Source organism: uncultured Aliiroseovarius sp. (genome assembly GCF_947492455.1).
Lineage (GTDB): Bacteria > Pseudomonadota > Alphaproteobacteria > Rhodobacterales > Rhodobacteraceae > Aliiroseovarius.
The window spans coordinates 12179-38018 of record NZ_CANLNB010000005.1; the positions used below are offsets into that span (position 1 = coordinate 12179).

Here is a 25840-nt window from a genome sequence, read left to right on the forward strand (position 1 = left end):
CCTCATTTTGCGGAGAGATGGGTTGATCGGTCACTTGGCACTCACCCTTAGACGTGGATCGATGAAGGCATAGAGGATATCAACCAGCAGGTTGATCACGACGAACATCACCGAAATCATCATCAGATATGCGGCCATGACCGGAATATCGACGAACTGGATTGCATTGATGAACAGAAGCCCAAGGCCGGGCCACTGAAAGACGGTCTCGGTGATGATCGCAAAGGCGATGATCGCGCCCAATTGCAGACCGATAACGGTGATAACCGGAACCATCGTGTTCTTCAGCGCATGGCGGAAGTTGATCACGCGCTCGCTCAGACCGCGTGCGCGGGCAAAGCGGATATAGTCTTGGCGCAGCACCTCGAGCATTTCCGAGCGTACCAGACGCATGATCAGCGTCATTTGATACAGCCCCAACGTAATCGCGGGCAAAATCAGCGCCTTACGTCCGGATTCTGTCAGGAAGCCGGTGGTCCATCCACCGATCTCGACCACCTCACCGCGGCCGAAGCTGGGCAACCAGCCAAGCTCAACCGAGAACAGATAGATCAGCAGGATCCCGATCAGGAAGGTCGGCAGGGACACCCCGATCAGCGAGGCAGACATGATGAAATGGGCGGCGAAGCCGTCGCGGCGAATGGCGGTGAACACACCCAGCGCAATCCCCATCACAACGGCGAAAATTGCGGACAAAGCGGCAAGCTCAAGCGTGGCGGGTGCGCGCTCCATGATGATCTCGGACACTTCGCGGCCCTGACGATAGCTGACGCCAAAGTTGCCCTGGGCCGCTTCGTTCAGGAATTTGAAATACTGCACGGGAATCGGCTTATCGAGGCCAAGTTGCGCGCGAAGACGTTCGACGTCTTCCATCGTGCGTTCCTGACCCAGCATGTTGTCAATCGGGTCACCCACGAAGGTGAACATGGAAAACGCAATTGCGCCGGTGATGACCAGAACCAGAATAGACTGGAACACGCGTTTTAAGATGAATGGCAGCATCGCAGAGGCTTTCTTGTGCCAGCACGCGCAAGCGTTGCGCGTTGACTTGACGGGTCACGAAAGGATGCCGGGGCAAGGGGTCCCTGCCCGGCAGAAATGGGCCGCCCGCATCAGGGGGCGGCCCAGATCCCTTACTTCATGGTGAAGAACTTGACGCGGGGCTGATCTTCGGGATCAACCTCGATGCCAACGTTGTCGGCCATACCCCAGTTCAGCACCTGGTGGTGGATCGGGATATACAGTTGTTCGTCCTGAACCACGCGCCAGATGCTGGCGATGTCCGCGTTACGGGCGTCCAGATCGGTGTTCGAGGCCAGCGACTTGATCGTGGCGTTCAGGTCCGCGTTGTTGAAGCCGGTACCGTTCCAGGTGCCGATATCGCTTTCACGACCGTGAACCAGGAAGTTGAAGATGTATTCGGAATCGTAGGTCGGAACACCCCAGCCCAGCATGTAGAAGTCGGTCTTGCCGTCGGTGATCTTCGGGAAGTGCTGTGCCTTCGGAATGGCGTCCAGGTTCACCGTGATGCCGATCTGACCCAGCATGCCAACTGCTGCCTGACAGATCGCTTCATCGTTGATGTAACGGTCGTTCGGGCAGTCCAGACGGATCGAGAAACCGTCGCCATAGCCAGCTTCGGCCATCAGTGCCTTGGCGGCTTCCAGATCGGTCGAGCTTTCACCGTCCATTTCAGCCGTCCAGCCGTTCACGAAGGGCGGTGCGATCATGCCCGCAGGCTGCGATTGACCACGCATAACAACCTGACGGATAGCGTCGCGGTTGATTGCCATCGACATCGCCTTGCGTACGCGCACGTCTGCCAGCGGGTTCTTGCCTTCGACGTTGTCGGCTTCGATGTCATCCGCACCTTGGTTCATACCAAAGAAGATCACGCGGTTCTGCGGCGCCTGCTTGACCATCAGACCATCGGCGCTGTCCACACGGGCCAAATCCTGTACCGGCATGTCCTGCAGGAAGTTCACTTCACCCGACAGAAGGGCTGCAACGCGGGTCGCGGCGTTCTGGATCGGAGTATAGATGATCTCGCTGACTTCCATCGGGAAGTCGTTGCGGCCCCAGTACTCTTCGTTGCGCACCATGACGGTTTTCACGTCAGGCTCGCGGCTGACCAGTTTGTAAGCGCCGGTGCCGTTCACATTGGTGGTGGCATAGGTGATCTCGCCACCTTCGAAGTCCTGCACGTTGACGGTGTTGTTCGCCTCGGTCCAGCCCTTGTCCATCATGAACAGATTGGTCAAGTTCGACGGCAGGATCGGGTTCGGGCCGTCGGTCTCGATCTCGACCGTGTGGTCGTCAACAGCGCGCACGGCGGTGATCGAGCCAATCAGCTCTTTCATATCCGAGTTCGGCTGCTTCGCACGCTCGAAGCTGAACACCACGTCTTCTGCGGTGAAGTCCGCACCATCGTGGAACTTTACGCCTTTACGCAGGTTGAACACCCAAACGTTGGGATTGTCAGCGCTGGGGGCCCAGTCGGTTGCCAGTGTCGGCACGAACGCACCGCTGGTGTCACGAATGATCAGCGGCTCATACATCTGGTGACGCATGGTATGGCTGGGGCCTTCGTTCTGCGAATGCGGATCCAACGTCAGAGCGTCGCCCGCCCGTGCCCATTTCAGGGTTTCGGCGTTGACCATGGCGGTTGAAGATACAAGCGCCGCAACCGCCAGGATTGCTGAAGATTTTTTCATAATGACCTCGCTGTCAGTAAGGGTTGTCTGCAAGCTGTTGTATTTGTTTGTTTTGACCACAAAATTCGACAAAGAAGCACTCTTTGAGTTCGAGGGGTAGTTGTTTGTTGAACAAGGTTCGCCCCGTCTAAGTGTTTGCCGCATTTCTTGCAGACTTGCAGGTGTCGCTCCGCCATCGTCCGGCGTCGCACTGCAGGGACACTAGGAAAAAATGTTAGCGTGCACAATAATAATTTTTGTCAGCGCAAAACGCCACTACCAGAAGTAGCTGGCCTGCGTGAAAGAAGGCGCGCACGATTGGCTGGTCGTCGAACCAGACGAGGGTACCGACTTCTGATTTGTGGATCCGAGATTTAACATTGATCTGCGTATCACTGACGCTCTACACGCCTTTACTGCGGACCGAATGGGGCATTCGTACTTCGGGGCGAGATATCCGCTACGCGCACTGCACTTTCACGCCACGATTAGCGAGCGCACAAATTACCCAGATAGCTTGTACGTTTTAACTTTGAGCCCGCCCAAGGGCGGCGTCCCTGCGTGTGATAAAGGGCAGTGATGTAGGGCTAGCTGAGACTGGTTAGCATTGATCTGAAGGCACACGCACTCCTGATTTATGGGCTATACGGCAATGCCTGCGCGCAATCCTTCAAGGACGGCTTCTTCTGCAGTGCGCGGCGCGATGCAATCCCCGACCAGATGGTGTTCCAGACCCATTTCGCGAACCATATCTTCGACAGCATTCGAGGGCGTGTGACCCTGACACAGAACCAGCGTGTCGACATCTTCGCAGATCACGGCCTCGTTGCTCATGATGTGTTGTAGGTAAACGCTGTCCTCGTCCGCGCCGAACAGGCGCGAGTAGGGCAGCATCTCGACGCCAAGCCCGTGCAAGCGACCGATGCTGGCATCGCGCACATACATCTGGATTGTCTGACCGGGCATATAGCCGTTGACCGCAAGCTTCACGGAATGCCCATTCTGCGCCAGCAGTTCGGCGATCCCGATCCCGATCCAGTCGGCCCGCCAGTCGGCCACGACGACTGATTTTCCAACATTCACCTGTCCCTGCAGCACCTGCCAGGCATCGACGACATGTGCTTCGTCGCGACCTTCGAAGTCAGGCCAACGCGGCGTGGCGCCGGTGGCGACGATCACGGCGTTCGGGGCGAAATCGGCGATGCTGTCCGCATCGACCTCGGCCCCCTTGCGAATATCGACCCCGGCCAGTTCCATCTCGCGGGTGAGGTTTGTGATGATGCCGCCGAACTCGGCCCGATGCGGCAGCATCTGAGCAAGGCGCGCTTGCCCGCCCAGCTGCGGGTCGCGCTCAAATAGGGCGACCTCGTGACCGCGTGCGGCCGCAACTGCTGCCGCCTTCATGCCGCCCGGACCGCCGCCAATGACCATGATCCGCCGCTTTGCGGGCGCGGGTGGGAACGTGCCGTACTGCAACTCGCGGCCACTTACGGGGTTCTGAATGCACGAGATCGGATACCCGTCGTGGAAATGCCCGATACAGGCCTGATTGCAGCCGATACAGGCCCGAATGTCGTCGATGCGGCCTGCGCGTGCCTTCTCGCCCATCTCGGGATCACAGATCATCGCGCGGGTCATGCCGCACAAATCTGCCTGTCCCGAAGCGACGATGCGCTCAGCATCCTGTGGTTGGTTGATGCGCCCGGTGACGATGGTCGTTATCCCGGTGCGCTCACGGATGGCCTGACCCAGCGGCGCGGTATAGCCGACCTCTTCGAACATGGGCGGCGCGATGTGGACGGATCCGGCTAAGGTTGCCGAGGATCCCGCCACCACGCTGAAATAATCAAGAACCTCATCCGCTGCAATCCGCGCGCAAGCCTCTAACATCTCGCTTTGATCCATCCCCTCATGGCTCAGCTCGTTGCCCGACAGGCGCAAGCCGATCACGAAATCGGGGCCGGTCTTGGCCCGGATATCCGCTGCAATATCCCGAATAAGCCGCGTACGGTTGTCCAGCGAGCCGCCATACTCATCCTCACGCTGATTGACTTGCGGGTTCAGGAATTGGGCTGGAAGATAGCCGTGCGAGGCGACGATCTCGACCCCGTCTAGCCCGGCCTTGGCCATCCGCGCTGCCGCATCGCCATGGGCGGCGATGACCTCGGCCACCATTTCGGGCGTCATCGGGCGGGGCATCACGTGGAACCGCTCATTGGGGGTTGGGGAGGCGCTGTAGGACACTGGCGTTGTGCCGTCTTCCGAGGCCAGCATCTCGCGCCCCGGATGGAATAATTGGGCAATCAGTCCAGTTCCATGGCTATGGATCACCTCGGCCAGGCGGGTGTAGCCGGGGATGCAGTCGTCCGTATCCACCCGGATCGGGTCAGCCACGAAGACGGCGCTGGAATGCACCAGGGCCACCTCGGTCATGATAAGCCCCGCACCACCGCGCGCACGGGCCTCGTGATAGGCGATCATGCGATCACCGATGCGGCCACCCTCGTTTAGATGGGTTTCATGGCCGGTGGACACGATCCGATTGCGCAAGGTCAAGTTGCCAAGGGCGATCGGCGAGAACAGGTTCGGGAAGTTTGCTTGATTCATAACGGCATGTCCTGGCTGGGTCGTCGGGTCAGAAATTGGGCGGGGTGATCACCCAGATCACCACGGTCTCGTCCTGCGTCGGATTCCGGTAACGGTGCGGGGTTGCGCTGTCGAAGGCAAAGCTGTCGCCTTCCTTCAGGTGATACAATTTCTTGCCCACCCAAAGATCCAACGCGCCTCGGATCACCACGCCGGCCTCGTCGCCTTCATGGGAGTATTCGTTTTCAACACCGCTTCCAGGGGGGAACCGGCAGGACAAAAGTTCGAGCTGTCCGCCTAATCCCGGTGTTAGCAGTTCGTCACGAATGCCATCATCATACTCGATGGAACGTCGTTCTTCGCGCCGCACGACATGTGCGTCTCTCGATGCATCCACGGTGTTTGAGGTCGGGAAGAACCATCCGATGGAAACACCCAGAGCGCGGCTGATCTTGAACAGCGCGGTTACCGAGGGCCTGTTCTGGCCTCGTTCTATCTGGCTAATGAAGCCGTTTGAAAGGCCGGTCGCCTGTCCCAACTGGCCAAGGGTCATCCGTTTCGCCTTGCGCAGCGCTCTTATTTCCTCTCCCAAATGCGGATCGAAACGAGAGGTCTCCACGGTCTCGATATCCAGTGGGGCAGAGATCACCGTTCCGTCATAGTGATTGGGCATTCAGACATCTCGTGAGCTGTAAAAAATAGGATATATTATTTTACTATTATAAATACAGTCAATGGAAACTTTTTGCGCGACCCATGCTGTCAGTAATTCACCTTTCGGACAGACGAGCAGTTGGCGGATTGCGGGGTGGCGTCTTGGCCGACGGATTCGAGGCTGACGTCGATCACGACAGCGTCATCGGTGAAACAAGCCATATACGCATCGATATCCTGTGCGTTGGTCGCGGTTTGATAGCAATCGTTGGCGGTAGGCAGGTCGTCGGCGAAGGCCGGGGTGGCGAGGGCCACAAGCCCTGCCAGAAGGACCGTTCTAAACATGGGTCTTCCCTTTCGATATGGTTTACCTCGGGGATGCCGGGGGTGAAGGCCCGGCATCTACCAGTGCGGTTTAGCCATCAAGGCCGATGCGGAAGTGATCGACCACGGTGTCGGCGGCGCGGGTCAAGTCCTTTGGATTGTCGTAGAAGTCGAACTGCGTCACGTCTTCCAGCCACTGTGCGGTAGCCTCGCCCGCAAAGCCTGTCAGGAAGGTCTGCACACCTTGCGGGATGGCGGCGCTTTCCGAGTGCACGATGGCCAGCGGCTTGTCCAAACGCTGCGGTTTGTCGGCGGGGTGATAGGTCAGCCAGCTTTCCCAGCCTGCGTTGTTCCACTTGTCGTCATATTCCGGGATCGCACCGCGGTCGGCTTCGAAATAGTAGCCGCCGATCGGCATCAGCACGCCCTCGGCACCTTCGGGACCAGCTGCGGGGATGACCTCGCCACCTTTGGCTTCAGCGGCCTGCGAGACGCTGATCAGACCCGCAACGCCCTCTTCATTTTGCAGCCACGGGGCCACCAGACCAAGGCGTTGGACCAGCGGGTTGCCAGCCAAGGCGTCCACCATGTAGCCCGCGGATCTTAAGGCAAAGAGCAGCATTCGTCGAAATGGGCTGAATTCTGCTTTTCGCTACAATCATCACGAATGACCGGAATGGGCCGAACGCGAAGTCGTAAACTTGTTGCGGAGCGAGGAACGTGTCGCTGCGCGGGAGGTATTGAAAATGACCATTCCGGCCTCAGTCATCGGAAGGATGTTGAACTTTGAGCGGAACTAGGGGTGGCGGCAACTCTGGACAGATCTATTTCAACGCATCCGGGCCCAAAGTTTGCCAGTCGCCTCAGGCGGGGTTCTGAATTCTTGGCCCTAGTCGACGGTCTCTGCCACTGCGAACCGGCGGAAAGCATTTTGCATCAGGACCAACGTCAGAAGCACGATCAAGGCCAAGGTAATCCAACTGGCCAAGGCTGGCAGGACCAAAGAGGTTCTAAACGTTGTGAACGTGGCAAAACCTACGGCAGCCGATGCTGCAACGGCGACCAAAATGACAATCGTCTTCGCAATGAACTCGACAAGGGAACGACCAAGAAATTCGAAGTCCGCCCGCCCCATCGGAACGAGTTTTTTCGGAAATAGAAGATGTATCGTGTTCTCGATTGTGTAGATGAGCACAGTCAGCGGGAGCGCAAAAGCTGCAAAGACCAGTGCACCGGATGTGACGAAACCCTTTTCAAAGACGGTGATGCTGACGATCAGGGACAATACGACAACATAGGTCACAAGCACCTGAACCACGAGCTGGCCTGCGCAGATGCGCCACGGGGCGATGGGCAGGGTCTTGTAGATTTCCATCCTGCTCAGGTCGCCGCGAAAATCGCAAACCAGTGTGCGCGGCAGGATGAACCCGAAAAAGGTGTAAATAACTGTCAAAACGCGCGGGTCCGATAGGGGTATACCGACCGCCGCAATAAGCGGCCCGGCGCAGGCGGCGATGCCAGTGAACACGGCGACGACCTTCAAAGAGTTGCGGGCAACGTTCAACGCCTGTCGCCAAGCAATGGGGCCCAAGCCCCCCCAAGCCGGCGAGAAACGGAATGAGCGCACCTCGGCGCGTTGTGTGGCCCAGTAGGATCCCCCTTGCTTAACGCGCTCCCATCGGCTGCTCTCGCGGGCGTTATCGCTGAGGGCGCGGTCGGTCGTGCGGGCGTCAAGCACGATTGCCGCGCGCAGCAGAGCAGTGTTGATGAGAAGCGCAATACAGCCCCAAAAGGCCAGTTGTGACAAGGATGACGACACGAAGAGTTCGGCAAACACAATGTAGGGGATCAGGATGATGGTGCCGGTCCACGAATACCGAAACGCGGATAATAGATCAAAGAGGCTACGATCGGGCGCCATCCATGCGTAAACTATGCTGGCGGCTGCAGCTGTGATAAGCAGCGCAATGACGGGATATCGTATCCGCGCGAGCCTGCTGCCTTCCAGCGTCTGAGAGGTCATAACGATGACGGCGCTGTTCAACTGAACGAATGTGATCGTCAGAAGCGACGCGAAGAAAGCAGACAGGGCCGAGCCTGTTTGCCCCTGCGCAAAAACGGCGATGAGCGCACTGCTTAAGGTGGCCCCGGCAACGTAGGCGCCAAATTTGTAGATGATCAGGTCGCGGCGACGGAACGGCCCGGTAAAAAGAAAATTGATCTCGGCCGGCGAAAAATGAAATGTCGGCCCCGTCGTCAGTGCGACTGTGAGCAGCGACATCGCAAGCATGCTGATCGGCATGAAGGTACTGATCTGCGCGCTTAAAGCTTGCCGATTCAGGGCCGCGTCAGACATCGACACCATGTCCGACGAGGAGCTGTTGGTCGCGACGAGCAGCCAAATGATCCCGACAAAAGCAAGAAAGAAAAGCAGGCCACGCAAGCTTGTCAATTGGATTAGGCGCTGGCGAAAACCGCCGCGCAATCGCAACATAAGAAGACGAAAAAGCGCTTGATCCATAGCTCAGGCCTGACCGGTCTCTTTGTTCTGGGTGATTGTGAAATACGCTTCTTCAAGGGCTGAGCTATCCTCGGTCTGGCCGAACTCGCTTGCCACGTTGTCCATCGTGCCAAACAAGCGGCATTCACCAAGGTTCAACACCATAATGTGCGTACATAAATCTTCGAACAGGCTCAGAAGATGCGAGCTGATGATGATCGCTGAACCGGCTTGCGCACGTTCGCGGATCGCCTGTTTGATGCCCCGGATGCCTTGCGGATCAAGCCCCGTCAGCGGCTCATCGAACAGGATAACCTTTGGATCATGCAGGAAGGCGCAGGCGATCGCCACTTTTTGGCGCATGCCACGAGACAAGTTATGAACAAGCGTATCGCGCTTGTGGGTCAGTTCGAACGACGCAAGAAGCGCTTCGGCACGTTCCTCAAAACCTGTGACTTTGTAGGCCGCCGCAGTGAAGGCCAGATGCTCCCAGACCGTCATGGTATCAAATAGCCGCGGATCGTCGGGAATATAGCCAAGGTTCTGCTTGGCGGCGATGGGTGCCTCGGCAATATCATGGCCAGCAATCACGAGCCGTCCCGAGCTGGGCGGGATGATCCCGCACAAGGCACGCAAGGTCGTTGTTTTGCCCGCGCCATTCGGCCCGAGCAGCCCAAGGATCTGGCCGGGTTCAACCGAAAAGCTCAGGTCCTTCACGGCCGTGAAGCCTTTGTACTGCTTGCTGAAATTTGTGACTGTGATCATATGTTCTTTGGCCAAGATTATCCGGCTTACCTGCGGCCGCGCGGTTTGAAGTGGACCTCGACAACACTCAGGTTTGTGGTCTTCTGCACCAGTTCATGGCAACTCTATGTCCAGGTTGTCAACTGTTCCACCACCTAAACGTAAAAGTGAAAGTATGCGGTTGGCGCACCGTTATATGCGGAAGGTTTCGTCTAATTGCTCCGCCACCATCATGGGCAGTACGGCCGGACGAGCAGAGAGTGGTTGGATTTAATCTGACGGCGCAACTTGTTGCGCTTGGGGCAGTCCAATTTCGTTATTTTGGCTGCTCCTGCACGCGCAGTACCAAATAGGCTTCGTTTTGGTAGATTTCTTCGGCACAAGTCTGAAGAAGACCCTGTTGTAGTGGCCGTCGAGCAAGAAGAAAGTCGACGGGCAATTCGCTTAACGCTGCACAGTCGCCCTTAAATACAGACTTTCGCTGCTGCAAGCGTCGATACCATTCGGCAAGATCGGCTGGAGCAGTGGGTACCCACTTGAAGTTTACATAATATGATGCGGGGGTAAGCCTCTCGAGCGCAGCTGGGAAAGGACGTCCTTCAGTGAAAGCCCGCTCTGGTGGCTGAAGAAGAACCACAGATTCTGATGATGTGTTCGCGCGCAACCAGTCAAGGACATCGCGCTGTGTTTCGTCCATAGTTGCCTCAATGCGTTGGTCGATCGGGCCTGCTGTCGCTGTTTTTGCCATGCTCAGCGTGATGTCTGGCAACACGAACCCCGCAATGATGATCAATGCAGGTACCGAGAGGCGTCGCAAAACGTCTGTAGGAATGGCGACGGAAATGCGATGCACAATCAAAATGATTGAAAGCAGAAATATAAGCCCGGACGGGCGAAACATGTAGAGTGGCGCAAGAAGGTGCGTATTGCGATCAATATAGGCGACACCCATGGCAAGAACGATGTAGGCATTAAGCCCTGCGACCCACAGCGAAAACGCCGCTATAGGACGATTGGCATTTCGCATGAAGAAAATGGTAACGCCTAGAACGGCATGCGAAACAAGGCCAGGCAACCAATCTAATACAAACGTTTTTGCACCCCCAAAAAACGGCGCGACGTGATGGGGATTTCGGTATTCTGCGTATATCTTGGCAAGGCTGAGGCCGACACCACTTAAGTTCACCTCTGCGCCTAGGCGTTCGAAAGCCAGTAGCGCGATAATTGGCGAAATAAGAGCCGTAAATAGTGTTAGGAGCCACAGCGAGGCCCGAAGGTCACGCGTCGAAAGGCTATGTAAGGCGAGCATCGCAAAGCCCCAAAAGCCCCCAACTAGAAAATGGAATGCTGTGCCTATTGCCGCTGCGACGATTGCGGTGGTCCAGCGGCGGTTCGCCGCCGCGGTGATCGAGAGGATGACACAGATATATGCCGGTATCTTGGCCTCGAAGGTTCCAAACAACCACTCGCCTCCAAGCAACGATTGATGACCCACGAAGAGGGCAAGTGCGATCGCAATTGCGACGTGGGACAAACCAAGAGCTGAGGCGAGAAATGTCAGTGCCATTGCATACAGGCCAATGCTGGCGATTCCGAAGATAATCTTTGTTACCTCGAAACCCAGTAAATCGATTACTGATCCTATCATCCAGAAGCCTAGGAAGCGCCCATTCGAAGAGTCAAAGGCGGCGTGGTTTGGACCAAATAAGTCTGGACGAACCGTCCTATAAGACAGGTCGAAATAGTGAATCTCGTTCCCTGACCAGTGTACCGGTAGCATCGGAGCGAGAAGGAGAATTAAGCAGGTCAGAAAGGTCGCTACCCTGTTCTCATTCATTGGGTGCCTGCCTCCGGAAAGTGATTTCGTAATACGCATGAGCCGCAGCTTTGGGCGAGCCAGCTTTAGTCACCGCGCCTTCACACGTTTCGCGATAATTGCTGCCCGCGCCTGAGCAATCTGTGTGGCCATTTTGATGGGTAACCGCCGAACGACCAACTTTCTTAACTTCCAAGGGATGCTTGAGACATCGGCGATTGGTGTTGTGTCCTCAACCAATGTGTCAAGGACGGCCATAGGTAGGCGACTCTGACCAGTCGCGTTTGCGTATAAGATCGTGTTGAAGCGATACCATGGTTCGACATTTTTATTGTCCTTAAGAAGAGGGCGAACAAAGTCGTAAGCTTGGTATCCGTGGCGCTTAAAGAGACCTCGCCAGAACTCAAGAGGCCTTTCGTTGATGTGGAACTCGCCGCCCTGTCCGGGCACAGCCGCCGAAAACATCACGCAGTCGCTGTGTTTGACAAGGGTTTTGACAAACTCATCGGACGCTTGAGGCGCCAGATGTTCGGCCACTTCCAGTGAAACGCAAAGATCAAATTTGCGCTCAAGATCAATCGGCTTAGTTAGATCGCAGGACTTGAAACAGGATTTGGGAATACTCAACCGATCCCGGTCCACATAATCACCGTCGATGCCGATGACGTCGCCAACCCCATGGCGAGACCACTCCGCGAGCCAAAGACCGCGGCCGCAACCGAAATCGACCACGGAACTTGGCTGTAGCTGCGGGATGATACTGCCGATCAGCGCCTCCGCTGAACGTGTCACCCCTGAGTCAATGTAGTCGAAAAACTCGTTGCTGTAGACATGAGACATCGGGTGATCCTTCAATCGGGGGTAAAGACCCAGAGTTTAAATAGAATGAAATTTGAGATGGGCAAGGTCACTACGACGACGAAGGCAGTCACAGCCGGAGGCCAGTTCAACAGAGGGCCGAGGCCGCTGCTGATGGCGCTGGCCAAACAGAAGCCGATACCGATCGTTACCAGAAACCTTCTGGCTTGAGCTGGGTCAGCAGTGTTCTTGCGGAAGGTCCATGTGGCCTGCAACGCATATTGCAGGCCGACTGCGATACAAAATGCGATCGTATTGGCCATGAACTCGGAAAAACGGGTCTGAATGAGAACAATGAACAGGAAAAAGTAAACAGCCGCCACGACGACCCCTACGATGGCGAACCGTAGGAATTCTAGGCGGGCTTCTTTAGTTTGTATGCTCACCTAGGACCTCCCGGTCACGCTGCTCGGTCTCGCTCAGTACGGACTGGGGCTCAGAGCCTCGGACGATCTCTTCTATGATGAAAAGCGGTCGTGCCTTGGACTGCATATAAAGCCTGCCGAGGTATTCGCCTATTACACCGATGGTGAACATTTGAACGCCGCCCAGCAACAGCACGACGAGTGTGAGTGACGTCCAGCCCGGAACCGTCTCGCCAGCGGCCCAGACCCAGAGCGAACGTACGATGAGCAATAGGGACAATACGCCGATGCAGATGCCGAGCCAGGTTGCGATGCGGAGGGGCACGGTCGAAAAGCTTGTAATTGCATCCACCGCGAAACCAAGCATTTTCCGCAGAGGATATTTCGTTTCACCCGCGAAACGCTCGTGGCGATCGTACTCCATTGCAGTTTGGGGATAGCCGACCCAGCTGATCATCCCGCGAACGAACCGGTGACGCTCGGGCATCTCGTTTAGGCGGTCTGCGACCCTGCGGCTAATCAGCCGGAAATCGCCGGTGTCGAGGGGGATGTCGAAGTCGACGAGACCCGACATAACGCGGTAGAACAGACGCGCCGAGGCCTGCTTGAAGGGGCCCTCGCCCTTGCGTGTCTTGCGCTTGCCATAGACGACGTCATAGCCCTCGTCCATCTTTGACATCATCGGGCCCAGAAGTTCGGGGGGGTCTTGAAGATCGGCGTCGAGGACAAAAATGCGTTCGCCCCTTGCCACTGAAAGGCCGGCGGTCAGCGCGAGCTGGTGGCCATGATTGCGCGACAGGAAAACGGCGACGATGCGCGGATCCTGCTGCTGTGCGTCGCGAAGCAGAGCGCGCGTTCGATCGCTTGAACCATCATCCACGAGAACAATTTCGAAGTCGTTTCCAGCCACAGCAGCGCAGGCCGCAGTGAGCCGTTTCAGGAGTTCGCCGAATACCTCCTCTTCATTATAGCAAGGAACAACAGCTGATAGCTTAGGCGTCCAGTTGTTTGGGCCTTGGCTGTCGATACCTTCATGCAAATTTTCCAAACTTGTAGCGCCTCTCTCTGACCTTTCCGGACTCCGGCAGGAGCCTAAAACCGATTACCAAAAATGTCACTTCTGGAAAATCCACTTTGAGCCATTGGGTAAGGAGTTGCGATAGTCTTACCTCGAAGATCGCGATGTGCTTCTTTGCGAAACATTGGGATCGAACTGGCAGGGATTTGCGTCAAGGGCGAAGGTTCTCCGCAAGCCCATACCGAAACCTTACCGTGGTGCCGCTGAGCGGGCTTTTTCAGAAGAAACTAGCTCGAGACGAGCAGAGTGCTGAACTAGCGCCCGCCAGGTCTAATCGCTCGCCTTTTTTACCATTTTTTTCAATCAGCCCTGAGGTCATCTGCCTCGCGGTGATGCTCTATGTCCGATTTCCTTGGTCGCTTTGGAATGTGGAAGATCCTTTGTGCGAACGTGGCATCGATACGAGCCACGAAACAGTGCGGTTCTGGTAAAGCCGGTTTGGTCCAAGGATTGCATCTGAGATCCGAAGAAAACGGCTTTAGAAACTTCGCGCGCTTTCTTGCTGGCAAGTGGTACTTGGATGGCGTTTTCGTAATAAATTCCGGTGAAAGGCGCTACCTAACGGTAGGGTCTATACGGTTTTATCGTCAATCAGCGGGCTTGGACGGGCGAAGTTCTCGAGATCCGATTGCTTGGTGATCGTGATCTTGCTGCCGTCCACCTCGACACCATAGGGTTTTAGGGACTTGAAGGCGCGGCTCAGGTTTTCGGGCGTCATGTTTAAATAGGACGCCAGCCGCTTCTTTTCCGTCTGCAACTCGAACTCGGCCCCGCCGCCTTCGCGGGTCTGCTGACGTAGAAGGTAGTTGGCCAGCCGTTCAAGCGACGTGCGCAGCTTCAGGTCCTTGGTCTTTTTGATCGACGCGCGATAGCCCGAAGCAAGCTCGCACACGATGGCGCGCGCGAAATTGTTGTCCGCGTCAAAGATCCGGCGCACGTCTTCGCTTGGGATCAGAACCACGCGGCTTTTCTCGAGCGTGCGTGCAGACATCAGGTTTGGCGCATCGCGCAAGGTGGCCGCCAGAATGAAGGTCGAGATCGGACGGATGATCGCCACGCTGGTTTCGCGGTTGTTCCAACGGGCGAATAGCTCGACCGAGCCGTCAACAACCACATGTAGAAAGTCGCTGGAATCGCCTTCCGTGATCAGTTCGATCTGCGGCGGAAACGTCTGAAGATACGACGCGTGCATCAACGACTGGAAGTTCTCGTCGGACATTTCCGAGAACAAGTCGAGCTTGCGAATATCTGGTCGATGCGATTCGGGCATGGCGGATTTACTGGCTTTCTGATTTTGAAAAATTCTTAACTGCTGCGATTGATAAATGTCAAACCTTCGTTTGTTTTCTTTCACCCTTCAACTTGCAGTTCAGTGGCGGTTGGCTTGAGGAATTTTGGTAAGTGGTTTATTTTAAAGGACAAATTTTGTTTTTTGACTTGGATCAAAACAAACTGCGCAGCCCTCGCAGACGGTGTCCCCATCGAAAACGACCGCAGGCCTATCCTGAAAGGGTCAGGTCTGAGGGTCGAAAAGGGGACAAGGGAAATGGAAATTCAGAATAAGGCCACAAGCCTTTGGAGTAACTTCTTCAACGTCCGAATGGTGCAAATCAGAACCTTCCACATGACGTGGTTTGCGTTCTTTTCGTGCTTTTTTGCATGGTTCGGTATCGCGCCCTTGATGATCGTCGTGCGCGATGAGCTTGGGCTAACGAAATCGCAGGTCGGTTGGTCGATCATTGCTTCGGTAGCAATGACGATCGTCGGACGCTTCTTTATTGGCTGGCTGTGTGACCGGATCGGTCCAAGGCTCGCCTATACATGGCTTTTGATTCTCGGTGCCTTCCCGGTAGCCGGGATTGGTTTGGCCGATAGCTTCGAAAGCTTCCTGTTCTTCCGCCTGCTGATCGGCATGATCGGTGCGGCCTTCGTGATTACGCAGTATCACACCACAGTGATGTTTGCGCCGAACGTCGTAGGCACGGCCAACGCAACCAGCGCTGGCTGGGGTAACCTGGGTGGCGGTGTCACGCAGTTTGCAATGCCGCTGGTCTTCTCGGTCTTCATCACGCTTGGCTTCACAGATGCGTCAAGCTGGCGCTTGTCGATGGTCGTTGTTGGCTGTGTGATCTTCGTGGTCGGTATTGCCTACTTCTTCCTAACGAAAGACGCCCCTGACGGGAACTTTAAAGAGCTGCGCGAAAAGGGTCAGCTTGAAGACAAGAAGAAAGTCACTGGTGCCTACTTCAAGGCCATGGCGGACTATCGTGTCTGGGTTCTGTTCTTCATCTATGCTGCTTGCTTCGGCATCGAACTGACCGTCAACAACGTCGCCGCACTGTACTTTTATGACTACTTCGATGGTCTGACGCTGGTTACTGCCGGTCTGATCGCGGCGTCCTTCGGTCTGATGAACATCTTCGCCCGTACGTTGGGCGGCATCTTCGGTGACAACTTCGCGTCGCTGTGGGGGCTGCGCGGCCGGACCTTCTGGCTGTTCATCGTGCTGCTGGGCGAGGGCCTTGCCCTGATGCTGTTCAGCCGCATGGACGTGCTGTTCTTGGCCATCCCGATGCTGATCATCTTCTCGCTGTTCACGCAGATGTCGGAAGGCGCAACCTACTCGGTCGTTCCCTTCGTCAACAAGAAAGCGCTGGGCGCTGTGGCAGGCATCGTGGGTGCTGGTGGTAACGCCGGTGCGGTGGCTGCAGGCTTCCTGTTCAAAGGCGAAATGGCCTGGAACAACGCCTTCTTCGTAATCGGCATCCTGGTCTGCTGTGCCTCGGTTCTGGCCCTCTTCGTCCGCTTCTCGCCCGAGAAAGAGGCCGAGGAACGTGCGCTCTTTGAAAAAGCTCAGCTTGACGGGTTGGAGCTTCGCGCCGCCCGCGCCGTGAACGCGGTGACTGAATCGCGCGCCGTGATCGAGGAATACAACCGCACGCACGCTGAAAAAGTCTGAACAAAGAATATGGTGGGCCGCCTGTCCCGGTCGCCCGCCCAATCAAACCCTGAGGAGGGACTGTCGTGGGACAAGATCTAAGAAACTGGACACCGGATGACGAGGCCTTCTGGGCGTCCACCGGTAAGTCCATTGCCAACCGAAATCTGTGGATTTCCATTCCCAGCCTGCTGTGCGGCTTTGCTGTCTGGCTGTACTGGGGCATCATCACCGTTCAGATGCTTAATCTGGGCTTTGAGTTCGCAAAATCCGACCTGTTTACGTTGGGCGCAATCGCTGGTCTGACCGGTGCAACGCTGCGTATTCCGTCGACCTTCTTCATTCGTATCGCGGGCGGGCGAAACACCATTGTGTTTACCACAGCACTTCTGATGATCCCGGCCGCAGGCGCTGGTCTGGCGCTGCAGAACCCCGATACACCTCTGTGGTACTTCCAAATCCTGGCCTTCCTGTCGGGGATCGGCGGCGGTAACTTCTCGTCCTCGATGTCCAACATCAGCTTCTTCTATCCGAAGAAAATTCAGGGCTACGCGCTGGGTATGAACGCTGGTCTGGGCAACTTCGGTGTGACCACCATGCAGATCCTGATCCCGCTGGCGATGACTATGGGTATCTTCGGTGGCGAAAGCCGCACGCTGGTGAATACCTCGGGTACGCTGATCGGTAAAATCCCTTCCGGGACCGAGACTTACATCCAGAACGCTGGTCTGATCTGGCTGGTTTTTCTGATCCCGCTGGCGATCATTGGCTGGATGGGAATGAACAACATCCGTGACGAACACGTCTCGCCAAACATCCCCGGACCGCTTGGCGCGTTTGCCACGATCACCGGCATGCTGCTGATCGGTTTCCTGACCGCAGCCTTCGGCCTGTGGCTGCTGCTGCCGGGCACTGAGGGCGGTCTGCCGACCTCGGGCATGGGTGTATCGAAATGGATCGTTCTGCCGATCGTTATCGCCCTGACCGTTCTGGGTCTGAAAATGATCCCGGGCGCTGTCGGTCAAAACCTGAGCCGCCAGTACAAGATCTTCGGCAACAAGCACACTTGGGCCATGACCGTGATCTACACCATGACCTTTGGTTCGTTCATCGGCTACTCGGCCGCTCTGGCGCTGACCATCAAAGTTGTGTTTGGTTTCAGCCACGTCGAGGTCGACGGTGTGATGACACACGACATGGTAAACCCCAACGGCCCGTCGGCCCTGATGTTCGCCTGGATGGGCCCGTTTATCGGCGCGCTGATCCGTCCGCTGGGTGGTATGTGGGCTGACAAAGCCGGTGGCGCGAAAGTGACCCAGATTATCTCGGTCGTCATGGTCGCCTCGGCGCTGGGTGTCGCCTACTTCATCCAGCAGGCCTATTCGTCGGCAACTCCGGAACAATACTTCTACCCGTTCCTGGGTCTGTTCCTGATCCTGTTCGCCGCAACTGGTATCGGCAACGGCTCGACCTTCCGCACCATCGCGATGGTGTTCAACAAAGAACAGGCTGGTCCTGCTCTGGGTTGGACCGCTGCGGTTGCTGCTTACGGCGCCTTCATCATCCCCAAAGTGTTTGGTGAACAGCTGAAAGCCGGAACGCCTGAGTACGCTTTGTACGGCTTCGCGATCTTCTATGCGGTCTGCATCGCCATCAACTGGTGGTTCTACCTGCGCCCCGGCGCCTACGTGAAGAACCCTTGATACGCACGCCTACCTACCCCGGCAAGCTGCCGGGGTAGGCCAGCCAACCTAGGAGAAATCAGATGAGCCACCTGCTCGACAGACTGAACTTCTTCCAGTCCAAAGAACTGGAACAGTTTTCTAACGGTCATGGCCAAGTGACCAACGAAAACCGCGACTGGGAGGACACCTATCGGAATCGCTGGCGCCACGACAAAGTTGTGCGCTCGACCCATGGGGTGAACTGTACCGGATCGTGTTCGTGGAAGATCTATGTGAAGTCGGGGATCGTAACCTGGGAAACCCAGCAAACCGATTACCCGCGCACGCGCCCCGACCTGCCCAACCATGAACCGCGCGGCTGTGCCCGTGGCGCGTCCTACAGCTGGTATCTGTATTCCGCAAACCGCGTGAAGAACCCGCTGGTCCGTGGCCGTCTTATGAAAGTATGGCGCCGGATGCGCCAGACCATGTCGCCGATCGAGGCTTGGACCGCGATCCAGAACGACCCGATCCTGCGCGATTCATATGTTAAGACCCGCGGTAAGGGTGGATTTGTCCGCGCAAGCTGGGACGAAGCGACCGAGATTACCGCCGCCGCCAACGCATATACCGCCAAAAAATACGGCCCCGACCGCGTGATCGGCTTCTCGCCCATTCCGGCGATGTCGATGATCTCTTACGCTGCGGGCGCGCGTTACCTCAGCCTGATTGGTGGGGTCTGCGGATCCTTCTATGACTGGTATTGCGACCTTCCGCCGGCCTCGCCCATGACTTGGGGTGAACAAACCGACGTGCCGGAATCCGCTGACTGGTACAATGCTGGCTATCTGCTGCTCTGGGGCTCGAACGTGCCGCAAACGCGGACGCCGGATGCGCACTTCTACACCGAAGCGCGTTACCGCGGCACCAAGTCCGCCGTTATCTGCCCCGACTATTCGGAAGCCGCCAAGTTTGGCGACGTCTGGCTGAACGTCAAACAGGGTACTGACGCGGCTCTGGCTATGGCCTTTGGCCACGTGATCCTGCGCGAATTCCACTTGGACAACCAAGTCGAGTATTTCGAGGACTACTGCCGCAAGTATTCCGACTTCCCGATGCTGGTGAAGTTGGAAGACAAGAACGGCAAGCTGGTTCCCGGCCGCTTCCTGCGTGCTGACGATCTGGACGGCAAGCTGGGCGAAGAAAATAACCCTGAATGGAAAACCGTTGCTCTGGACGAAAAGTCCGGTGGTCTGGTCGCGCCCAATGGCTCGATCGGGTATCGCTGGGGCGAAGACGGGGAGTGGAACCTCGAAGAACGCGCCCAAGAGGCCGACACCGATCTGAAAATGACGCTGATCGGCGATGGCGACCATGATCGTGTCGCTGGTGTTGATTTTCCGTATTTCGGCGCTGGTGCGACCGAGCAGTTCTCGACCGGCGATGATCGTCCCGACGTTCTGACCCGCAATATCCCGGTGCGCGAGATCCAGACCAAAGAGGGCGTGGTCCGCGTGGCCACCGTATTCGATCTGTTCTGTGCCAACTATGGCTTGGACCGTGGTCTGGGCGGCGACTGGGTTGCCAAGGACTATAACGAAGACGTGCCGGGCACACCTGTATGGGCCGAGAAGATCACCGGCGTCTCCGCCGACAAGATCGTTCACGTCGCCCGTGAATTCGCGCAGAACGCCGAGAAGACCAACGGTAAGTCGATGATCATCATCGGCGCTGCGATGAACCACTGGTACCACATGGACATGAACTATCGCGGCGTGATCAACATGCTGATCATGTGCGGTTGTGTCGGTCAGTCCGGCGGTGGTTGGGCCCACTATGTGGGTCAGGAAAAACTGCGTCCGCAGACCGGTTGGTTGCCGCTGGCATTCGCGCTCGATTGGGGCCGTCCGCCGCGTCACATGAACTCGACTTCGATGTGGTATGCGCACTCGGATCAGTGGCGTTACGAGACCCTGACCGCAAGCGAGATCGTGTCGCCCACCGCACCGGAAGGTGATTGGGACGCCTCGATGATCGACTTCAACATCCGTGCGGAACGGATGGGCTGGTTGCCGTCGGCACCGCAGCTGAAAACCAACCCGCTGGAGGTGGCCAAACAGGCCAAAGACGCGGGCATGGAGATCCCTGCCTATGTGGCGCAGCAGCTGAAATCTGGCGATCTGGAAATGTCCTGCGAGGACCCGGATGCACCTGAAAACTGGCCACGTAACCTGTTTGTCTGGCGCTCGAACCTGCTGGGTTCGTCGGGCAAGGGGCACGAGTACTTCCTGAAGCACCTCTTGGGCACCGATCACGGTGTTCTGGGCAAGGATCTTGGGGAAGAAGGCGCGCAGCTTCCGAAAGAAGCCAAGTGGCACAAGGATGCGCCGGAAGGCAAACTGGACCTCTTGGTCACGCTGGACTTCCGCATGTCGACCACCGCGGTTTATTCGGACATCGTTCTGCCCACGGCCTCGTGGTACGAAAAGAACGACCTGAACACCTCGGACATGCACCCGTTCATCCACCCGCTTCAGGCGGCCGTGGACCCGGCATATGAAAGCAAGTCGGACTGGGAGATCTTCAAGTCCATCGCCCACAAGTTCCAGGAAGTTGCCCCGGAAATTCTGGGTGTGGAGACGGACATCGTTCAGGTTCCGCTTCTGCACGACACCCCGGGTGAACTGGCGCAGGATCAAGTGCGGGATTGGAAGAAGGACGAATGCGATCTTATTCCGGGCAAGACCGCGCCGAACTATGTGCCGGTGGAACGCGACTATACCGCGATCTATGACCGCTTCGTGGCCCTTGGTCCGCTTCTGGACAAGCTGGGCAATGGCGGTAAAGGCATCATGGTCGACGCCAAGCACGAAGTGCAGCACCTTCGCGAGTTGAATGGTGTGCACGAGGACGGCCCCGCCAAGGGTCAGCCGAAGATCGTGACCGACATTGATGCGACCGAGGTCGTCTTGATGCTGGCGCCGGAAACCAACGGTGAAGTTGCTGTCAAAGCGTGGGACGCTCTGTCCACCGCTACGGGCCGCGATCACACCCATCTGGCTAAGCCGAAGGAAGACGAAAAGATCCGGTTCCGCGACATCGCCGCGCAACCCCGCAAGATCATCTCGTCGCCCACTTGGTCGGGTCTGGAAAGCGAAGAGGTCTGCTATAACGCGGGCTACACCAACGTGCACGAGCTGATCCCGTGGCGGACTCTGACCGGTCGTCAACAGACCTATCAGGATCACCAGTGGATGCTGGCCTTTGGTGAGGGCTTCCTGTCCTATCGTCCCCCCGTCGATCTGAAAACGATCACCGACGAGGTGCATAGCGAGAAAGACTGGCCGCATGTGGTGTTGAACTTCATCACGCCGCACCAGAAATGGGGCATCCACTCGACCTATTCCGATAACCTTCACATGCTGACGCTGAACCGCGGTGGCCCGGTGATCTGGATCTCGGAAAACGATGCGAAATCGGCAGGTATTGTCGATAACGATTGGGTCGAGCTGTACAACTCGAACGGTGCCCTGACGGCCCGTGCGGTTGTCAGCCAGCGGATGAAGGACGGAACGACCTTCATGTATCACGCGCAAGAGAAAATCGTGAACACGCCCGGGTCCGAGAAGACCGGTAAACGCGGCGGCATTCACAACTCGGTCACGCGTGCGACGCTGAAGCCCACTCACATGATCGGCGGCTATGCCCAGCAATCTTACGGTTTCAACTACTACGGCACCGTTGGTGCGAACCGCGATGAATTCGTCGTGGTGCGCAAGATGAAGAAGGTTGACTGGCTCGACCGTGAAGCGACCCCGAATAAGGAGGCAGCAGAATGAAGGTACGTGCTCAAATCGGCATGGTGTTGAACCTTGATAAATGTATCGGGTGCCACACCTGCTCTGTGACGTGTAAGAACGTCTGGACGTCCCGTGATGGTGTTGAATACGCATGGTTCAACAACGTGGAAAGCAAACCGGGCACCGGCTATCCGACAGACTGGGAAAACCAGGCGCGTTGGAACGGTGGCTGGGAACGCACCAAATCGGGCAAGTTGCAGCCCAAACAGGGGTCGAAATGGCGGATCTTGGCGAATATCTTCGCCAACCCCGACCTGCCCGAGATCGACGACTACTATGAGCCGTTCGATTTCGACTATGACCACCTGAAGTCGGCCCCCGAAATGGAGGCCTTCCCGACCGCCCGCCCGCGTTCCAAGATCACCGGCGAACGGATCGAGAAGATCGAGAAGGGACCGAACTGGGAAGAAATCCTGGGCGGCGAGTTCTCGAAACGTGGTGAAGACTACAACTTCGAAGGTGTGCAAAAGCAGATCTACGGGGAATACGAGAACACCTTTATGATGTATCTCCCTCGTCTGTGCGAACACTGCCTGAACCCGGCTTGTGCAGCCTCGTGTCCCTCGGGCGCGATCTATAAGCGCGAGGAAGACGGCATCGTTCTGATCGACCAAGAGAAGTGTCGCGGTTGGCGGATGTGTGTCTCGGGCTGTCCTTACAAAAAGGTCTACTATAACTGGTCGACCGGTAAGTCCGAGAAATGCACCCTGTGCTATCCGCGCATCGAAAGCGGCAACCCGACCGTATGTTCGGAAACCTGCGTGGGCCGGATCCGCTATCTGGGTGTGATGCTCTATGATGCCGACAAGATCGCGGATGCCGCAAATGCGGAAGCCACCACCGATCTTTACGACGCGCAACTGGGTGTCTTCCTTGACCCGAACGATCCCGAAGTGATTGCCGCCGCAGCGCGCGACGGTGTTCCGCAGGATTGGATCAAGGCAGCTCAGGAAAGCCCGGTCTGGAAGATGGCGATGGAGTGGAAAGTGGCGTTCCCGCTGCACCCCGAATATCGCACCCTTCCGATGGTCTGGTACATCCCGCCGCTTAGCCCGATCCAGAACGCAGCCGAAGCAGGCGCAATCGGCACCGACGGCGCAATGCCCGACGTGCAGAACCTGCGTATCCCGGTCAAGTATCTGGCCAACATGCTGACCGCCGGCGACGAAGCCCCCGTGGTCACAGCGTTGGAGCGGATGCTGGGTATGCGCGCCTACATGCGCTCAAAAACCATCGAGGGCGTAACGGATGAAGGTCTGGCCCAGCGGGTCGGTCTGTCGGGTCGGATGATCGAGGACATGTATAAAATCATGGCCTTGGCGGACTACGAAGACCGTTTCGTGATCCCGACCACGCACCGTGAGCAAGTGGAAGACGCTTACGATCTGCGCGGCGGCTGCGGCTTCACCGACACCAACGGCTGTTCCGGTGGAACGTCGAAGGCCTCGCTCTTTGGCGGCGCCAAGAAAGCCCTGAAAATGCCGTCGGAGGTGATGTAATGGACCGTTCGCTAAAAGCAATCTCGCTGGTTCTAAGCTACCCCACTCGCGAACTGCAGCAGGCCATGCCGGAAATCGGCGCGGTGCTGGCATCGGACAGCCGTCTTACGGCGGCTGCCCGGCGCGACCTGCGTCCCTTGGTTGATGCCTTGGGCACGCAGGACATCTATGACCTGGAAGAGCAGTATGTGCTGCTCTTCGATCGCTCGCGTACTTTGTCGCTGAACTTGTTTGAACATGTTCACGGTGAAAGCCGCGATCGGGGCGGCGCGATGGTGTCGCTGGTCGAAATGTATCGCGAGGCCGGGTTCGATCCGGTCTCAAGCGAACTGCCCGACCACCTGCCTGTTCTATTGGAATTCCTGTCCACGCGTCCCTATGCCGAGGTGCAGGATACCCTGGCGGACGCGGCGCATATTCTGGAAGCGTTGAGCGAACGACTGGTTCGACGTGAAAGCCCATATGCTGCCGTGTTCGCCGCTTTGCTACAGCTGTCTGGCGTAGAAGCCGATAAAGAGGCTGTGGCCGAGCTGTTGGAACAGCCCGAGGTCGATCCAAACGATCTGGAGGCTCTGGACGAGATCTGGGAGGAAAGCGAAGTCCGCTTCGGCCCCGATCCCAACGCCGGATGCCCACAAGTGCGCGACATGCTGGCGCGCATGGATGAACCCAAATCAGACACAGCAGCCCGCGCCCCCGGCGTGGCTGCGGAATGATGGAGGCGGAAATGCACAATTTCTTCTTTGGAATCTTCCCCTATATCGCCTTGGGCGTGGGGATCATGGGAAGCATCGCGCGCTATGACCGCGATCCCTTCACATGGAAAACCTCGTCGTCCCAGATGTTGCGTCGCAAGCAGCTGGTGATGGGCTCGATCCTGTTCCATGTTGGCGTTCTGGTCATCTTCTTTGGCCACCTGATCGGTCTTCTGACCCCGATTTGGATCTTCGACGCTATGGGCATCAGCCACGGCGCCAAACAACTTCTGGCCGTTGTAGCTGGTGGTATCGCCGGTGTTATGGCGCTGGTGGGTGGCGGCATGCTGTTCCACCGTCGTTGGACCGATCCACGCATCCGCCAGACCTCGAGCTTCTGGGACATTGCCATCCTTGGCATGCTCTTGGCGCAGCTGGTGCTTGGCATCTGCACGATCTTCGTGTCGCTGGGTCACCTGGACGGGCACGAGATGGTCAAGTTCATGTCTTGGGCGCAGGGGATCTTCACCTTTGATGGTGCGGCTGCCAGCTATATCGCTGACGTGTCGTGGGTCTTCAAACTGCACCTGTTCCTTGGGTTGACAATCATCCTTGTCTTCCCGTTCACCCGACTGGTGCACATGCTGTCGGTGCCTGTGCGCTATATCTGGCGTCCCGGCTATCAGGTGGTGCGCTCGCGCCGTCAGAAACCTGCAAACCCTGCGGAGTAAAAGACCATGAATGCGGCCCTGTTCCCCGATCTCGTCGTCAATGGTGAAACCGTCCCTCATGCGGTCGTCGCCGCCGAGGCGCAGAACCACGACGCCCCCACCGGCAAGCCCGGCATTGCCTGGCGCAAGGCAGCGAATGCTGTCGCCGTGCGGACCCTTCTTTTGCAAGAAGCCCGCGCGCGCCAGATCACGGCTGATCCGGCCGAGGTCGCTCCGGGCCGCTTTGAAACAGAAGAGGAGGCCCTGATCCGGGGCCTTCTCGAAACCGAAGTCGAGGTCGCCGCGCCAAGCGAAGACGCCGTTCACGCCGAATGGTCCCGCGACCCATCCCGTTTTCGTGCGCCACCCCTGTGGGAGGTTTCGCACATCCTGATCGCCTGCGATCCGCGTGATCAGGCCGAAACAGATGCCGCCAAGGCCCGTGCCGATCAAGTGCTGGCAGCAGTGAACGCAAACCCGCGCAAGTTCGCGCATATCGCCGAAGAGCACAGCGATTGCGGCTCGAAATCCTCGGGCGGGGCGCTGGGCCAGCTTGGGCCGGGTGACACCGTGCCAGAGTTTGAAAAAGCGCTGCGTGGCTTGGATAACGGCGCCATCACAGAAGAACCCGTTCTGACCCGCCACGGCTGGCACATCATCCGTATGGATGCCGCCGAAGAGGGGGCAGAGCTGCCGTATCACACAGTCAAACCGCGCATTGCCGAGGCGATGGAGAAAGCCGCATGGGCCAAAGGCGCACGCGCTTTCGTGGCCGAACTTGCCGCCAAGGCCGAGATCACAGGCGCGGATTTGAAGCCGGTGGAATGATCCAACGGGATCGCGTCCACGGAAAGGA

20 protein-coding genes and 1 pseudogene are annotated in these 25840 nt (G+C 57.3%); 8 read left to right on the forward strand and 13 right to left on the reverse strand.

Annotated elements, in window-relative coordinates:
• Positions 1 to 30: 30 nt before the first annotated feature.
• From Q0677_RS13000 to Q0677_RS13055, 12 genes are all read right to left on the reverse strand, one after another.
• Entirely contained in the window at positions 31 to 1002 is a 972-nt protein-coding gene (locus Q0677_RS13000; protein ID WP_298910503.1) for an ABC transporter permease, read from the reverse strand.
• A gap of 131 nt (positions 1003 to 1133) precedes the next feature.
• Entirely contained in the window at positions 1134 to 2714 is a 1581-nt protein-coding gene (locus tag Q0677_RS13005; protein ID WP_298910505.1) for an ABC transporter substrate-binding protein, read from the reverse strand.
• Between the two features lie 621 nt (positions 2715 to 3335).
• Positions 3336 to 5300, reverse strand: coding sequence for an FAD-dependent oxidoreductase (locus tag Q0677_RS13010; protein ID WP_298910507.1), 1965 nt, complete (start codon positions 5298 to 5300; stop codon positions 3336 to 3338).
• 28 nt (positions 5301 to 5328) lie between these two features.
• Complete coding sequence (locus Q0677_RS13015; RefSeq protein ID WP_298910508.1) at positions 5329 to 5952, reverse strand: cupin domain-containing protein; 624 nt, start codon at positions 5950 to 5952, stop codon at positions 5329 to 5331.
• Between the two features lie 89 nt (positions 5953 to 6041).
• On the reverse strand, positions 6042 to 6278 hold the full coding sequence (locus tag Q0677_RS13020; protein WP_298910510.1) for a hypothetical protein: 237 nt from the start codon (positions 6276 to 6278) through the stop codon (positions 6042 to 6044).
• Positions 6279 to 6348: 70 nt separating this feature from the next.
• Positions 6349 to 6879 carry a hypothetical protein gene (locus Q0677_RS13025; protein ID WP_298910512.1) on the reverse strand — a complete coding sequence of 177 codons (531 nt, stop codon included), beginning with the start codon at positions 6877 to 6879 and terminating at the stop codon, positions 6349 to 6351.
• Between the two features lie 267 nt (positions 6880 to 7146).
• Positions 7147 to 8778, reverse strand: coding sequence for a putative ABC exporter domain-containing protein (locus Q0677_RS13030; protein ID WP_298910514.1), 1632 nt, complete (start codon positions 8776 to 8778; stop codon positions 7147 to 7149).
• Between the two features lie 3 nt (positions 8779 to 8781).
• Positions 8782 to 9522: an ABC transporter ATP-binding protein gene (locus Q0677_RS13035; protein ID WP_298910516.1), complete on the reverse strand. Its 741-nt coding sequence runs from the start codon at positions 9520 to 9522 to the stop codon at positions 8782 to 8784.
• Between the two features lie 295 nt (positions 9523 to 9817).
• Positions 9818 to 11149, reverse strand: coding sequence for a DUF6798 domain-containing protein (locus Q0677_RS13040; protein ID WP_298910519.1), 1332 nt, complete (start codon positions 11147 to 11149; stop codon positions 9818 to 9820).
• Positions 11150 to 11407: 258 nt separating this feature from the next.
• Positions 11408 to 12157: a methyltransferase domain-containing protein gene (locus Q0677_RS13045; protein WP_298910522.1), complete on the reverse strand. Its 750-nt coding sequence runs from the start codon at positions 12155 to 12157 to the stop codon at positions 11408 to 11410.
• 11 nt (positions 12158 to 12168) lie between these two features.
• Entirely contained in the window at positions 12169 to 12561 is a 393-nt protein-coding gene (locus Q0677_RS13050) for a GtrA family protein (RefSeq protein WP_298910525.1), read from the reverse strand.
• Positions 12545 to 13588 carry a glycosyltransferase family 2 protein gene (locus Q0677_RS13055; protein WP_298910529.1) on the reverse strand — a complete coding sequence of 348 codons (1044 nt, stop codon included), beginning with the start codon at positions 13586 to 13588 and terminating at the stop codon, positions 12545 to 12547. Before Q0677_RS13055 ends, Q0677_RS13050 begins: the two co-directional genes overlap by 17 nt.
• 332 nt (positions 13589 to 13920) lie before the next feature.
• Here Q0677_RS13055 and Q0677_RS13060 point away from each other — a divergent pair.
• Positions 13921 to 14179: pseudogene (locus Q0677_RS13060) on the forward strand (IS6 family transposase); the annotation flags it as partial.
• A 10-nt stretch (positions 14180 to 14189) separates the two neighbouring features.
• Here Q0677_RS13060 and Q0677_RS13065 read toward each other — a convergent pair.
• Positions 14190 to 14888, reverse strand: a complete 699-nt coding sequence (locus Q0677_RS13065; protein WP_298910532.1) for a helix-turn-helix domain-containing protein — start codon at positions 14886 to 14888, stop codon at positions 14190 to 14192.
• 276 nt (positions 14889 to 15164) lie between these two features.
• Between Q0677_RS13065 and Q0677_RS13070 the strand changes: the two genes are divergently transcribed.
• The 7 genes from Q0677_RS13070 to Q0677_RS13100 all read left to right on the forward strand — a co-directional run bounded on the left by Q0677_RS13070 (position 15165) and on the right by Q0677_RS13100 (position 25812).
• On the forward strand, positions 15165 to 16577 hold the full coding sequence (locus tag Q0677_RS13070; RefSeq protein WP_298910535.1) for an MFS transporter: 1413 nt from the start codon (positions 15165 to 15167) through the stop codon (positions 16575 to 16577).
• A gap of 65 nt (positions 16578 to 16642) precedes the next feature.
• Positions 16643 to 18259 (forward strand): antiporter, encoded by a 1617-nt coding sequence (locus Q0677_RS13075; RefSeq protein WP_298910538.1) that lies wholly within the window; start codon positions 16643 to 16645, stop codon positions 18257 to 18259.
• Positions 18260 to 18321: 62 nt separating this feature from the next.
• Positions 18322 to 22059: a nitrate reductase subunit alpha gene (locus tag Q0677_RS13080; RefSeq protein ID WP_298910540.1), complete on the forward strand. Its 3738-nt coding sequence runs from the start codon at positions 18322 to 18324 to the stop codon at positions 22057 to 22059.
• Positions 22056 to 23579 carry a nitrate reductase subunit beta gene (gene narH, locus Q0677_RS13085; protein WP_298910543.1) on the forward strand — a complete coding sequence of 508 codons (1524 nt, stop codon included), beginning with the start codon at positions 22056 to 22058 and terminating at the stop codon, positions 23577 to 23579. Before Q0677_RS13080 ends, narH begins: the two co-directional genes overlap by 4 nt.
• Positions 23579 to 24295 (forward strand): nitrate reductase molybdenum cofactor assembly chaperone, encoded by a 717-nt coding sequence (gene narJ, locus Q0677_RS13090; protein ID WP_298910545.1) that lies wholly within the window; start codon positions 23579 to 23581, stop codon positions 24293 to 24295. Before narH ends, narJ begins: the two co-directional genes overlap by 1 nt.
• Before the next feature lie 11 nt (positions 24296 to 24306).
• On the forward strand, positions 24307 to 25005 hold the full coding sequence (gene narI / locus Q0677_RS13095; protein ID WP_298910548.1) for a respiratory nitrate reductase subunit gamma: 699 nt from the start codon (positions 24307 to 24309) through the stop codon (positions 25003 to 25005).
• A 6-nt stretch (positions 25006 to 25011) separates the two neighbouring features.
• The gene (locus tag Q0677_RS13100) at positions 25012 to 25812 is read left to right on the forward strand and encodes a peptidylprolyl isomerase (RefSeq protein ID WP_298910551.1); all 801 of its coding nucleotides are present in this window, start codon (positions 25012 to 25014) and stop codon (positions 25810 to 25812) included.
• Positions 25813 to 25840: the final 28 nt, after the last annotated feature.

Excerpts from the sequence above, each read along its gene's own strand:
- Q0677_RS13065 (WP_298910532.1), bottom strand. The coding sequence starts at position 14,888 with ATGCCCGAATCGCATCGACCAGATATTCGCAAGCTCGACTTGTTCTCG.
- Q0677_RS13015 (WP_298910508.1), bottom strand. The coding sequence starts at position 5,952 with ATGCCCAATCACTATGACGGAACGGTGATCTCTGCCCCACTGGATATC.
- Q0677_RS13040 (WP_298910519.1), bottom strand. The coding sequence starts at position 11,149 with ATGATAGGATCAGTAATCGATTTACTGGGTTTCGAGGTAACAAAGATT.
- Q0677_RS13030 (WP_298910514.1), bottom strand. The coding sequence starts at position 8,778 with ATGGATCAAGCGCTTTTTCGTCTTCTTATGTTGCGATTGCGCGGCGGT.
- narH (WP_298910543.1), top strand. The coding sequence starts at position 22,056 with ATGAAGGTACGTGCTCAAATCGGCATGGTGTTGAACCTTGATAAATGT.
- Q0677_RS13010 (WP_298910507.1), bottom strand. The coding sequence starts at position 5,300 with ATGAATCAAGCAAACTTCCCGAACCTGTTCTCGCCGATCGCCCTTGGC.
- Q0677_RS13035 (WP_298910516.1), bottom strand. The coding sequence starts at position 9,522 with ATGATCACAGTCACAAATTTCAGCAAGCAGTACAAAGGCTTCACGGCC.
- Q0677_RS13000 (WP_298910503.1), bottom strand. The coding sequence starts at position 1,002 with ATGCTGCCATTCATCTTAAAACGCGTGTTCCAGTCTATTCTGGTTCTG.
- Q0677_RS13080 (WP_298910540.1), top strand. The coding sequence starts at position 18,322 with ATGAGCCACCTGCTCGACAGACTGAACTTCTTCCAGTCCAAAGAACTG.
- Q0677_RS13020 (WP_298910510.1), bottom strand. The coding sequence starts at position 6,278 with ATGTTTAGAACGGTCCTTCTGGCAGGGCTTGTGGCCCTCGCCACCCCG.
- Q0677_RS13045 (WP_298910522.1), bottom strand. The coding sequence starts at position 12,157 with ATGTCTCATGTCTACAGCAACGAGTTTTTCGACTACATTGACTCAGGG.
- Q0677_RS13100 (WP_298910551.1), top strand. The coding sequence starts at position 25,012 with ATGAATGCGGCCCTGTTCCCCGATCTCGTCGTCAATGGTGAAACCGTC.
- Q0677_RS13025 (WP_298910512.1), bottom strand. The coding sequence starts at position 6,879 with ATGCTGCTCTTTGCCTTAAGATCCGCGGGCTACATGGTGGACGCCTTG.
- narI (WP_298910548.1), top strand. The coding sequence starts at position 24,307 with ATGCACAATTTCTTCTTTGGAATCTTCCCCTATATCGCCTTGGGCGTG.
- Q0677_RS13070 (WP_298910535.1), top strand. The coding sequence starts at position 15,165 with ATGGAAATTCAGAATAAGGCCACAAGCCTTTGGAGTAACTTCTTCAAC.
- narJ (WP_298910545.1), top strand. The coding sequence starts at position 23,579 with ATGGACCGTTCGCTAAAAGCAATCTCGCTGGTTCTAAGCTACCCCACT.
- Q0677_RS13005 (WP_298910505.1), bottom strand. The coding sequence starts at position 2,714 with ATGAAAAAATCTTCAGCAATCCTGGCGGTTGCGGCGCTTGTATCTTCA.